General features: G+C 71.1%; 10 protein-coding genes and 1 pseudogene. 5 read left to right on the forward strand and 6 right to left on the reverse strand.

Annotated features, from left to right (window positions below; all coding sequences use genetic code 11):
* Window positions 1–42 precede the first annotated feature (42 nt).
* A pseudogene (locus tag AB0N16_RS13055) lies at window positions 43–504 on the forward strand (hypothetical protein).
* Window positions 505–521: 17 nt separating this feature from the next.
* Here AB0N16_RS13055 and AB0N16_RS13060 read toward each other — a convergent pair.
* Window positions 522–1088 carry a YciI family protein gene (locus tag AB0N16_RS13060; protein ID WP_365796205.1) on the reverse strand — a complete coding sequence of 189 codons (567 nt, stop codon included), beginning with the start codon at window positions 1086–1088 and terminating at the stop codon, window positions 522–524.
* 73 nt (window positions 1089–1161) lie between these two features.
* On the reverse strand, window positions 1162–1749 hold the full coding sequence (locus AB0N16_RS13065; protein ID WP_365795976.1) for a TetR/AcrR family transcriptional regulator: 588 nt from the start codon (window positions 1747–1749) through the stop codon (window positions 1162–1164).
* Window positions 1750–1983: 234 nt separating this feature from the next.
* Between AB0N16_RS13065 and AB0N16_RS13070 the strand changes: the two genes are divergently transcribed.
* Window positions 1984–2952, forward strand: a complete 969-nt coding sequence (locus AB0N16_RS13070) for an SDR family NAD(P)-dependent oxidoreductase (protein ID WP_365795977.1) — start codon at window positions 1984–1986, stop codon at window positions 2950–2952.
* 76 nt (window positions 2953–3028) lie between these two features.
* Here the strand turns inward: AB0N16_RS13070 and AB0N16_RS13075 are convergent, their stop codons facing one another.
* The gene (locus AB0N16_RS13075; RefSeq protein ID WP_365795979.1) at window positions 3029–3592 is read right to left on the reverse strand and encodes a TetR/AcrR family transcriptional regulator; all 564 of its coding nucleotides are present in this window, start codon (window positions 3590–3592) and stop codon (window positions 3029–3031) included.
* A 78-nt stretch (window positions 3593–3670) separates the two neighbouring features.
* On the opposite strand from AB0N16_RS13075, the gene AB0N16_RS13080 reads away from it, so the two are divergent.
* A complete protein-coding gene (locus AB0N16_RS13080; RefSeq protein ID WP_365795981.1) occupies window positions 3671–4480 on the forward strand; it encodes an SDR family NAD(P)-dependent oxidoreductase in 810 nt (269 codons plus the stop codon).
* A 107-nt stretch (window positions 4481–4587) separates the two neighbouring features.
* Here the strand turns inward: AB0N16_RS13080 and AB0N16_RS13085 are convergent, their stop codons facing one another.
* Window positions 4588–5751, reverse strand: coding sequence for an alpha-hydroxy-acid oxidizing protein (locus AB0N16_RS13085; protein WP_365795983.1), 1164 nt, complete (start codon window positions 5749–5751; stop codon window positions 4588–4590).
* Window positions 5752–5881: 130 nt separating this feature from the next.
* On the opposite strand from AB0N16_RS13085, the gene AB0N16_RS13090 reads away from it, so the two are divergent.
* Complete coding sequence (locus AB0N16_RS13090; RefSeq protein ID WP_365795985.1) at window positions 5882–6040, forward strand: hypothetical protein; 159 nt, start codon at window positions 5882–5884, stop codon at window positions 6038–6040.
* A gap of 88 nt (window positions 6041–6128) precedes the next feature.
* Here the strand turns inward: AB0N16_RS13090 and AB0N16_RS13095 are convergent, their stop codons facing one another.
* Entirely contained in the window at window positions 6129–10367 is a 4239-nt protein-coding gene (locus AB0N16_RS13095; RefSeq protein ID WP_365795987.1) for a hypothetical protein, read from the reverse strand.
* A 191-nt stretch (window positions 10368–10558) separates the two neighbouring features.
* On the opposite strand from AB0N16_RS13095, the gene AB0N16_RS13100 reads away from it, so the two are divergent.
* Entirely contained in the window at window positions 10559–11557 is a 999-nt protein-coding gene (locus tag AB0N16_RS13100) for a helix-turn-helix domain-containing protein (RefSeq protein WP_365795989.1), read from the forward strand.
* A 116-nt stretch (window positions 11558–11673) separates the two neighbouring features.
* Here AB0N16_RS13100 and AB0N16_RS13105 read toward each other — a convergent pair whose 3' ends face one another.
* The gene (locus tag AB0N16_RS13105; RefSeq protein ID WP_365795991.1) at window positions 11674–12000 is read right to left on the reverse strand and encodes a hypothetical protein; all 327 of its coding nucleotides are present in this window, start codon (window positions 11998–12000) and stop codon (window positions 11674–11676) included.
* Window positions 12001–12200 lie beyond the last annotated feature (200 nt).

Here is a 12200-nt window from a genome sequence, read left to right on the forward strand (position 1 = left end):
ACGCGGCCGTACGCGCCTCTCACCGGAGCGTAGGGTGCCGGGATGATCGGCATTCCGGAGGCGCTGGCGGGCGGCACGATCGACCGTGAGGGTGAGCGCGGGGCGGCCTGGATCGCCGGGCTCCCGGCGATCGTCGAGGACCTGCTGGAGTGTTGGGAGTGCGTACCCGACGGTGCGGTGACGCACGGGGGCGTCGGAGTGATCGTCCCGGTACGGCAGCGGTCCACCGGCGGGCAGCTTGTCCTTAAGGTGTCCTTCCCGCATCCCGGCAACGTCCACGAGCCGGACCGCCGACGATCTGCCGAAGACGGTCCACCGCCTCCTCGACGTCTTCGCCGAGGCGGCGGAACTCGACCGCGCACGCGTAGGACGCTGGGCGCAGTCCACGCCGTGCAGGCGGCGTTCGGGGGCCGCCGGCACGGCTTCCGCATCGCGCGCACCGGCCCCCAGCTGGACCGCATCACCCGGTTCGCCGACGTGCTGGCGGAGTTGCTGGCCGTATAGGGGGGCGCCCCGGCTCGTCAGCGCCGTCCGCCGAACTCCCACTCGTGCACCTCTGTCTCCGCGTACCGGTGCGGAGCCAGGACGGCCCGCGCCCCCTCCGGGTCCGGCGCCCGGACCAGTGCCGCCGTGCCCAGCCAGGTGACCGCGTCGTCGGACAGCAGCGGGCCGAAGGCGATCAGATCGTCGCGGTCGACGCCGGGCGGCAGGCCGGGGTCGATGCCGGCGTCGGCGTCGGCCCGCTGCGGCCCCAGACCGAGCACCAGGTACCGGTTGCCGCCGGCCCGGCCGCCGGGGAACCCCCACATGGTGCGGCCCAGCAGGTTGCGCCACCGGCGCAGCAGCACGTCCCGGTAGACGCCGGCCTGGTAGTTGGGCTCGTCGAAGGCGAACGCGCGGGCAGCGGCGGGATCCGGGAGACCCACGATGTGCACACTGCCGGTGAGCGTCCCGCCGTCGCCGAAGGCCGGCCCGCGGGCGATCAGCTCCGCCTCGTACCGGTCCATGTAGGACCAGTGCTCCTCCACCAGCTCCCGGCGCAACGCCAGGGAATCGGCCCGGTCACGGTGGTAACAGAAGAACTCCATGGCCGAGGACCCTTCCACACCGCGAACGGTGTCCGCAGAAGGCCCCCGCAGGGATACCGGGCACCGTCCACCGTCACCCCTCCACCACCCCGCACAGCAGCAGGTCGATGAGCCGGCTCGCCAGTTCGCGCTGTTCCTCGCTCGCCGCCATCAGACTGATCCCCCCGAGCGCCATCAGGACATCACGCGCATCGACCCCCGGCCGCGCCACCGGCGACGCCCCCTCCCCGGCGTCCAGCAGCCAGGCGATGGCGTCGACCAGCAGTGTCCGGGTGTGCAGCTTCTCGCTGTCGTCCGTCAGGATCACGCGCAGCGCGTCGGCCATCCCCTGCTTCGCCGCCATGAAGTCGATGAACCGCTCCATCCACGTCCGCAGCGCCTCCACCGCCGGCAGCGTCGCCGCCAGCTCCTCCGCCGCCTCGCACAGACGCTGCACCTCGTGCCGGTACACCGCCTCGATCAGCAGCTCCTTGGAGGGAAACCGGCGATAGAGGGTGCCGACACCCACGCCGGCCTGCCGGGCGATGTCCTTCACCGAGGCACCCGACCCCTCACGGGCGAACGCCTCGGCCGCCGCCTCCAGCAGCCGGTCCTCGTTGCGCTGCGCATCCGCACGCAACGGCTTGCGGGACGTCGCCCCGCCTCCGTCGATTCCGGTCACCCTCGGCTCCCCTTCACCACACGACTTGCAAGCGGAACCAGTTCCGCTTACCTTCGAGGGGCGAACCGGAACCAGTTCCGGATAAGAGCGTACGACGCCCCCTGCCGCCACGCCACGCCATGCCATGCCATGGCCGGTGCCGCCGAGCCGCCGTGCCGCCATGCCGCCATGCCGCGGCATCGGGCTTCCCCGTACCAGCCCAGCCGATTCCCCCCTCACTGCCTGGAGAGCGCCATGTCCCACAGCCTCGTCACCACCCCCTTCGGAGCACAGACCACCGCCGCCGAGGTACTCCTCGGTCTCGACCTCGGCGGCAAGCGTGCCGTCGTCACCGGCGGAGCCTCCGGTATCGGGCGGGAGACCGCGCGCGCCCTCGCCGCCGCCGGCGCCGAGGTCGTCATCGGCGTCCGCGACCTGGCGGCAGGCGCACAGGCCGCCGAGGAGATCACCCCGGCCGACGGCCCCGGCACGGTCCGCGCCGCCCTGCTCGACCTCGCCGACCAGCCCTCCGTACGCGCCTTCGTGAACGCCTGGCACGGCCCTCTGCACGCCCTCGTTCTCAACGCCGGTGTCATGGCCACCCCGCTCCAGCGGACGAAGGAGGGCTGGGAGATGCAGTTCGCCACCAACCACCTCGGCCACTTCGCCCTCGCGACCGGCCTGCACGGCGCCCTGACGGCGGCCCGGGGCGCACGCGTGGTCGCGGTCAGCTCGGTCGGACACGTCAACGGGGACGTCCTCTTCGACGACCCCCACTTCGAGCGGCACCCCTACGACCCGTGGGCGGCCTACAGCCAGTCCAAGACCGCCAACGTCCTGTTCGCCGTCGAGGCCGCCCGCCGCTGGGCCGCCGACCTGATCGCCGTCAACGCCCTCAACCCCGGCCGTATCACCAGCACCCGGCTCGGCCGCCACATCGGCGACATCTCCAACAGCCCGTCCGCCTTCGACCCCACCAGCACCGACGTGTCCTGGAAGAGCATCGAGCAGGGAGCCGCGACCTCGGTCCTGCTCGCCGCCTCCCCGCTGGTCGAGGGCGTGACCGGACGCTACTTCGAGGATGTCAACGAGGCCGGCCCGCACCGGTCCGGCATCCGCCGCGGCGTCGCCGCCCACGCCCTGAACCCCGAGCACGCGACCCGCCTCTGGCAGCTCTCCACCGATCTGCTCACGATCACGCCGACAGTCCGAACCTCGCTCTGACCGGTGGTGGCAGTCACCCGACAGCCACACCCCGACACCCGCACAGCCACACCCCGGCCACCAGCCGCCACGGCGGCTACGGCCGCAACACCACAGCCACCGCCACCCGGAGTCTCTCCACGAACTCCCCCCGGTCCGCGACCCGGTGCTTCCAGCCCTCGCCGGCCGCCTGCAGAACCTCCGCGATCTGGCGGGATGTGACGCTTCCCGTCTCCCCGCCGGAGTCGGCGATCGCCGTGGCGAGTGTGTCCAGGAAGGCGTTCCGGTGGTCGTCGTACATGCCGTGCAGCTGGGCGGTGCTGTGCTCCAGCAGGTCGTCGACGCCCACGTTGAGGTGCGTGCCGACGTACCGGCCCAGGTTCGCGTCGAGCGCGGCCACGAGACGCGCGTCGAGATCCGCGCCGGGCGCGGCCAGCGCCGTACGGACGTCGTCCAGAGCCCGGTCCAGCTCCTGCCGCATGGTCTCGCGGAACAGCTCCTCCTTGCCGGAGAAGAGGAAGTACAGGCCGGGGCGGGAGATGTCCGCGGCCCGGGCCACCGCGTCCATCGACGTCTTGCGGTAGCCGAACGTGGCGAAAACGCTCAGCGCGGCCGCGAGCACCTGCTCACGGCGCTGGATGTCCCCTCGGGTCACGGTCATAGGCACACCATACCGACTGGGCGTGCTATACATGTTTTGTAGATTCTGTTTAGTGGAGTGAGAGCGAGAGAGCACATCATGAGCAAGACCGTTCTGATCGCCGGCGCCTCGACCGGCATGGGCGAAGCCCTCACCTTCGAGTACGCGGCGCGCGGCTGGAACGTCGCCGCCACCATGCGCGACCCCGCCAGGGCCAACCCGGCCTTCGCCGGCCTCGACAACGTCCTGGTCACGCGCCTCGACGTCACCGACGCCGCGAGCATCGAGCAGGCCGTGCGGGAGACCGTCGAGCGCTTCGGCGCCGTCGACGCGGTCGTCAACGCCGCCGGCTACGGCCAGCTCGGTGCCGTCGAGGAGGTCAGCGCCGCCCAGGTGCGGGACCAGTTCGAGACCAACGTGGTGGGCATCGTCCAGGTGGTCCACGCCGTCCTCCCGCACATGCGGGAACGCGGATCCGGCCACATCCTCAACATCGGCTCCATGGGCGGCCACGTCAGCCTGCCCACCATGGCCGTGTACTGCGCCTCCAAGAGCGCCGTACAGAACCTGACCGAGGGACTGGCCAAGGAGCTCGACCCGCTGGGCATCCGCGTCACCCTGGTCGAGCCGGCCGGCTTCGACACCAACTTCGGGACCAGCTCCAAGCTCCCGGCCAGGTCCGTCCCGGACTACGCGGACTCCTACGCCACCATGGCCGAGTTCGCCAAGCAGGCGGTACGGGGCAACCTCACCAGGTCCATGGCGGCCGTGGCCGACATCACCGGCGTCGAGGAGCCCCCGGTGCACCTGGCGGTGGCCACCGCCGGCCTGGAGATGGTGCGCGGCCACTTCGCCGAGCTGCTGGACGAGTACGCCCGCTGGGAGTCGGTCACGGCCGCCACCGACTGACGACCGTCCCCAGGGCCGAGGCCGAGGGCGCCACCGACTGACGACCGTCCCCAGGGCCGAGGCCGAGGGCGCGCCAGCGGCTGACGACCGCGCCCCGGCCCGACGGGTCAGGCGACGCGCCGCAGGGCCTCGGGCGTGAGATCGGCGAGCGTCGGATACCCGTCGACGGCCATGATCAGGTCCGCCTCGGCCAGGAGGGCCCGCAGTACATGGACGAGGCCGGCTTCACCGCCGTACGCGAGACCGTACGCACAGGGCCGGCCGACGCCCACGGCGGTCGCGCCCAGCGCCACGGCCTTGATGATGTCGGCTCCCGTCCGCACCCCGGAGTCGAACAGGACGGGCAGGCCGTCGGCCGCCTCGACCACGCCGGGCAGCGCGTCGAGGGCGGGCAGGCCGCCGTTGGCCTGGCGGCCGCCGTGGTTGGAGCAGTAGACGCCGTCCACGCCGGCGTCCTTGGCCCGGCGGACGTCCTCGGGGTGGCAGATGCCCTTGAGGATCAACGGCAGATCGGTGATCGACCGCAGCCAGGGCAGGTCGTCCCAGGTGAGCGGGTTGCCGAAGATGCCCGCCCACAGGGCGACCGTGCCCTGCGGGTCCTCCTCCGGAGTCCGGCCGCCGAGCAGGGAGCGGAAGACGGGGTCGCTGGTGTAGTTGGCCAGGCAGTTCCCGCGCAGCTGCGGGAAGTTGCTGGTGCCGAGGTCCCGTGGCCGCCAGCCGGTGATCCAGGTGTCCAGCGTGACCACGATCCCCTTGAACCCGGCCTGCTCGGCCCGGTGCACCAGGCTCTCGGCCAGTCCACGGTCGGTGGGGGTGTAGAGCTGGAAGAAGCCCGGAGTGTCGCCGAACTCGGCGGCGACCTGCTCCAGCGGATCGACCGTCAGCGTGGAGGCGACCATCGGCACGCCGGTACGGGCGGCGGCGCGCGCGACGGCGAGATCACCGTGGCCGTCCTGCGCGCACAGCCCGATCACCCCGATCGGCGCCATGAACAGCGGCGCGGCCAGCCGCATCCCGAACAACTCGACGGACAGGTCCCGCTCGCTCGCCCCCACCAGCATGCGAGGCATCAGCCCCCAGCCCTCGAACGCGCTGACGTTGGCCCGCTGGGTCCGCTCGTCGCCCGCGCCGCCCGCGACATACGACCGAACCGAGGTGGGCATCGCGGCCTGGGCCAACGGTTCCAGCTCGTCGTACGTCATCGGGAACCGCGGCGTCACCCCGCGCAGCCCGTCGAGGTAGATCTCGTTCTGGTAGTCGGCGAAAGCCATGATCCAGAGCTCCTTCACGCCCCCGCCCGCCGAATGCGGGCCCTCGGGTCCACAATGACTGACGCGGCATAGCCCTGAAACGCAGGATTCTCGCACCAGGGGCGCGCTGACGCAGGATGCTGTCCCCTCCTTGTTGAGCGAGGACGAGCTGGCGCTGATCAACGCCCTGCAACTGCGCCCGCGCGCCTCCTGGGCCGAACTCGAGAAAACCCCGCGAGCGGTGACCGGCGACGCCTCGCAGCCACGCGCCGACCTGTACAAGCAACTCGGCGACCTCGGCCTGCTCTGACGGCACGTCGTCTCGGTCCTCCGGAAACACCGCGGGTCCGCGGGCGCCGTGGCGCCCGCGGACCCGGGTGGTCGAGCAGCGGGTCGGGTCAGTAGGAGAACTGCTGGATCTGGCTGCCGTCGCCCGCGTACGTCCAGCCGGTCCGGGTTGCCGGGTCGAGCTGCATGACGCGCTCGCGATGGGTTTCGAGCCGGCCGTTGTAGGACCCGAACAGCGGGTACTCGACGCCGGTCACGGTGCGCACCGTCCGGCCCGTCTTCAGGTCGACGACGGCGATGCGGCCGGTGGCGTTGTTGTCACCGAAGCCGTACTGCTGGAAGCCTCCCGTCGGCTTCAGGTCCGGGACCCGGAAGGCGAACAGCGCCAGCTGGTGCACGCCGTCGACGGCGAGCGCGAGGGGCGCTTGCGCCATGCCGAGATTCACCTGGTCCCCGGCGGGCAACTGCGCGAAGTACCCGGTGCCGGCGAAGTTGACGCTGAAGGAGTGGTACCAGGTTTCGTAGAGGTTGCCCTTCTGGTCGGAGGCGAGATCCGTGGCGCAAGGGGCGCCCCCCTGGCTGTTGGTGACCGTCGCGCGGTCCAGGTCGATCGAGGCCAGGGTGCCGGACCCGACCGACGCCAGGCAGTTGATGGTGGACCCGGACTTCTGCGCGGAGAAGACGCCGGTCGACTCGTCCACGTCCAGCAGACCGTAGGAGGTTCTCCCGTCCGGGGTGGGTTCGAGCTGGAGCGGCGTCCCCTGGGCGCCCGTCGCCGTGTCCACGGGGAGCACGAAGCCCGCACGGTCACTCGAACGGTAGGCGAGCACCGCCGCACGGTGGCGCTTGGCGTCCACCCGCCCACCCGTCACGACGTACTGGTCGTCGACGCGGACGGGGCTGCCGACCGCGTCGCCGGTGCTCGTGTCGTAGGTCTCGAGCCACTGCTCACCGGTGGTGGTCTGCTTGTGCAGGACCAGCGTGTGGTGGGCTGAGTCGACGCCGAACACCTCGTAGATGGAGCCGTACGCGGGGTCGCTCGTCAACTTGCGCCCATAGGTTCCGGTGGCGGCGTCGTAGGCGTACACCGAGCCTTCACCGGTGGGGCTTTCGACCGCCGCGACGGACGTGCCGCCGGGGACGACCGCGAAGTCGGTCAGGTTGGTGCCCTCGGGCGTCGGTCCGTCGTCGTAAGCCAGCAGCGACGTCGGCGAGGCCTGCCCGACTGTCCGGCCGTGCCGGTCGACGGCGAACACGCGCAGGTCGTAGGCGATCGACGAGGGCAGCTTGAGCGCGAGGGCGTCGAGTGCCGCCGTGCCTCGCGTGCCCGTCAGCGAGCGGTCGAGCGTGGCCGGGCTGTCCACCCCGTTGTGGTCGCGGGTGGTGCCGTTCTGGTTGCTGACCAGGTTGTACGAGTGGTACAGGTTCGGTCCGGGCGCGGAGAACTCCAGCAGGGTGCCGGTGGCGCCCTTGATGCCCGAAACGTCGTAGTGCACCGAGAACCGTGGTGCGGCCCGGTTGATCTCCAGCAGGTGACCGAAGTCTCCGGCTGCCTTCGCGGCCAGGGTCGGCGCTGCCGGGCGTTGCGAGGGGTCGCCGCCGTCGACCCGGATCGAGGCGAACTCGCCGTACGCCGGGCCGCCCTTGGAGCCGGCGGTGGGGTTCTGGAGGATGCCGATCCCGTAGATGCCGCCGCCTGCGGAGAAGGCTCCGGCCGGGACGGTGACCGTGCCGCGAAGATCCGTCAGCGGGGCGGTGTAGGAGGCGGAGAAGATGGGCGCCGCCGCGGGGCTCCAGTGGCCGACTCCCGACACGACCAACTTCGGCGAGCTGACGTTCCGCACTCCGGTGAGGTCGTAGCTCACCCGCACGGAGTGTCCCGCGCCGACGACGGGCCGGACCACCGGGGCGAGCGACTCGGCGTAGCCCCCGTCGGTGGGGCCGAAGGTCAGCTCGTGAGTGGCCGAGGCCAGCACGTGGCGGCCGTGGCGCACCTCGAAGGTGAGCGCCACCTGACGGTCCGTCGTGGAGACGACCGGCAGTCCGGCCGCGGTCAGCATCTGCGTGGGGGTCAGCCGGATCGCCGGCACATCCGAGGTGAACTCGTGACTCCCGATGCGCAGCGCGTAGCCGACGCCTTGCCGGTCGGACAGGCCGGTCACGTCGGCGCCGATGGTCACCGGTCCCACCAGGCCCTCCCCGGTGGCGCCGGCGCCCGTGCCCGGTCCGGCCAGGTCGATGTGGCCGGGGTCGGTGCCTTCGGTGTACGCGCCACCGAGTCCGCCCGTGGTCTGGCGATGCGCCACGGAGAGCCGGACGATACGGGGCGTGCCGGTGTGGGCGTGGCTGCCGTGCGCCTTGGCCAGGACCGCTTGCAGCGCGGCGGTGACGTCGAGTTGCGGGCCCACGTGCAGTGTCTGGTCGATCTGCGGCGGCGTGGGCACGGCCCGGCCGGTGCGCTCCAGCAGCGAACGGACGTCATCGGGCGACGGGTGCTGTCCGGTCAGCCGGGAGGCCTGGAGTACGACTGCGGCGGCGGCCGCGATCTCCGGCGCGGACGCCGACGTGCCTCCGTTGAGGACCTCCGTCACCGACTGCGCGGTCTGGCCCTGGTGTTCGTAGGCGAGGATGCCGTCGCTGGGTGCCGAGACGTTCACGCGGGTGCCGAATCCCGAGGAGAAGACCTCGGAACCGTTGAGCCTGGTGGTCGCCCAGGTGCCGTTGGCCGACGCGGCGCCGCCGTTCTGCGGAGGAACGGACAGCGTGTCGTCGGTCGTGGTGCCGCCCGCGGCGATCGCGCCGGAGTCCAGCACCTTGCTGGGCGTGGTCGACAGCTGGTCGTCGTCGATCCGGGTGGTGTCGGCGGCCTTGTGCGTGACGTCGGTCGCGGTGCTGCCTCCGTCGGGTCCGACGGCCGCGTTGGTGTACAGCCTGGTCCCGTCGTTCGACGAGACCACCACGGTGATGCCGTACTGCTGCACGATCGACGCGATCACGGCCTGCTGGACCGGGTCGTCCTCCAGGTAGCGGCCGGGGAGCCCCTGGGCGTCGGTGCCGTAGCCGAGGCTGGCGGTGATCACGTCGGGTCGCGGCTGCTGCCGGGCCGCGGCCAGCAGCGCCACCGCGATCTGGCTGAACGTCGGCTGCTGCGGGACGACGAGCCGGTAGTTCGCGCCCGGGGCGATGCCCAGGAGATCGGAGGACCCGCTGCCCCGCATGCCCGGGCGCTGCAGCTCGTGCGGAAGCGGCGCCATCACGGAGAAGTCCAGCAGCACCTCGCCCAGCGCGGGGTCCTGCCCCTGGGTCGATCCGGTCGGGTCGAGTGCGCCGGTCGCGTCCGCGGTATAGGTGGGGATCAAGGGCATCGTGGGGATGTCCAGGTACCGCCGGCCGTTCCGGACGACGGTCGTCGGCCCGCTCGGGGCGAGGTCGGGCGTCCCCGCGTCGGTGAGGTCGCCGACCGAGACGTTCGTGATGGTCTCACCGGCGCCCGGCAGCTGGCCGAACTTCTGCTTCAGCACACTGAAGGCGCCCGTCGCGTTGACGCCGCCGGCGTTGAGGAAGCTCTGCGCCGAGGTGCCGAGAGCCGCGTTGCCGGGCACGCCGTCGGAGCCGGTCGCACCGCCGTCCTGCCCCTTCTCCGACGAGCCGGCCTTCCCCGCCGCCGCGCTCACCGAGGACGGCAGCGGCACGGAGCCGGTGTTCATGGGGGAGACGGTCTGGTCGGGCTCCGCGTAGACGACTCCGGGTGTGGCGGCCAGCGCCCGGGCGGCCGCCGAGGCGTCGCCACCGGCGAGCTGGACGACCTGGACCTTGGACAGGTCGATCGCCCCCGAGCCCAGCTTCGCCTGGGCGGCCGAGCGCAACTGCTTCGCCTGGGCGGCCGACAGTTCCGGCACCAGGGGCCGCATGGAGACCGCGTGGGCCCGCCGGAGCGCGGTGTTGACCGCGGTGTCCGAGGTCATCGGGGTACGGGCCCGCAGATTGCGCTGCTTGCCCAGCGACGTGCCCGTCACCTGGGTGGCCGAGCCGAGTACCACAAGGACCTGGTGGGGGCTGTTCTTCGACGACTGCACGGGCGTGGGCTTCAGGAACGAGCGCCATGGACCGAGCGCCGAGGATCCGGGCGGGGAGGGCAGCGCGGCCCCCGCACCGGGCTGTGCCGCTGATGAGCTGGTGCCGAGCGGGGTCTTGACGGCCGACGACCGGCCGGAATCGGTGGCCGCGGAGCCGGACCCGGGGGAGCTTGAGGGAACCGCGGCCGCGGGTATCGTTACGGCCGCGGTGATGGCCACGAGCGCGACACCGACGGCACCAAGCCGTCTGCCGCGCGTGTGGGCATACGTCATGGGACACCTTTCTCAGGGAGCGAATCCGCGAGCACGGATCCGCACCGGAAGGCTCTGCCCGCTCGAACATGGTCAGGACAGCGCCGACTTCAGCGTGAAAGATGTCAACCGCGACCAACGAAACACAAGGTTAAGAGGCTGGCGGATCCCTGCCAGGTGGCGGAATCCGCCACGGAAAAGTGGCGGACGGTATGGAATTTGACGTGCTCGGGCTTGCGGAAGAAACAGAACACGTCTACGTGGCACTGGTCCGGCAGCCTCACTGCACCTCTTCGGAGTTGGCCGGCGTCTGCGACATGCCTGCGACCACCGTGGGAAGACTGCTGTCCAAACTCGTCAAGATCGGGCTCGCCGTGCAGGACGCCGGACGCCCGCCACGCTTCACCGCCACTCCCCCGGATGTCGCCGTCACCGCGCTGATCGACCAGCGCGAGCACCAGCTCAAGGAAGCACGAGCCCTGGTACGGCGGTTGACCGAGACCCACCGGGAGGCGGCCCGGATCAGCCAACGCGACATGGCCGTCGAACTGCTCACCAGCCGTGAGCACATCAACGCCACGGTACTCCGACTGACTGTCGACGCCCGCCACGAGGTGCGTGTGTGCGACCGGCCGCCCTATTTCGACGGCCCCGGCAGCAACCTCGACAGCCAGCTCCAGCAGCAGCGGCGCGGCGTGGTCTTCCGGGTGATCTACGACCGCGAAGCGGTGGCCTGGCCCGGCAGGCTGAACAACGACATCGTGCCCAGCATGAAGGCAGGCGAGCAGGCACGGGTACACCCTGAGCTGCCCCTCAAACTCGTCATCAGCGACGACCGGGCGGCCATCCTCCCCTTCAGCCTCGGGCCTGGGGGTCAGTCAGTCGCCTACCTGGTCCACCGCTCCCCCGTGCTCGTAGCCCTGGAATCGCTCTTCGAGGCGCAATGGGAGCGCGCCGTGCCGCTGTCGGACACCGCCACGCCACCCGGCGACGCCACCACCGCGGCCGAATCCGAGAACGCAGAGCCTGATGAGGAGACACGGTCCCTGCTCGCCCTGCTCGCCTCCGGCCTCACCGACACGGCCATCGCGCGCGCCCAGGGCTGGAGCGAGCGGACCACGCAGCGTCGCGTCCACCAGCTCATGTGCCAACTCGGCGCCTCCACCCGCTTCCAGGCGGGCATCACCGCCACCCGACGCGGCTGGCTGTGAAACGAGCACGAGCATCACCGGTGGCCGTGCCCGCACCCGCACCAGGCCCCACCAGTAGGCCTGGGCACCGAGTTGGCGAGTCCGAGCCCGCACTTCGCGTTCCGCTCGGGCGAACGTCACGGCTGTGCGCCCTGACGGTGCATGGGCGGCCGATCGAGTATCTCGATGTACATGATCCGGCCGCACACGACGTCCAGGATCAGCATGCCTTTCGAGGGCAAGAGAGGTACGCACCGATGGCCCGGGCCGTACGGCTCCCCCTGCGGATGATCTGCCGTCCGGATGCTCTGGCAAAAGTCATCGCCGCAGCCGCACTCGTCAACCAGACGCAGATCCCACGCGCAGATAGCCAGCTCCCGTTCTCCTTCATCCTCCAGGAGGGCAGTCAGCTCGGCGATGAGATCCGGGAAGACGTCGCGAATGAGAGGGTGGTCCTGCTCCATGGGCCGAGGGTAGCCGGAGCGGCTGGCTGAGCGCGATGCCGGAGGTGCTCAGCCCCAGCCAGCAAGATCACGGTCTACGGCTGGAGTACTGACATCAACCGGTGACATGCACGTTGGCATACAACTGCGGTCCCCTAAAGGGAATCGGTCGCAGGACGCAGCCGCATCAGGAGGGCACGACGAGGGCACAACGGCCTCGC

The organism is Streptomyces sp. NPDC051105, from assembly GCF_040682795.1.
Taxonomy (GTDB): domain Bacteria; phylum Actinomycetota; class Actinomycetes; order Streptomycetales; family Streptomycetaceae; genus Streptomyces.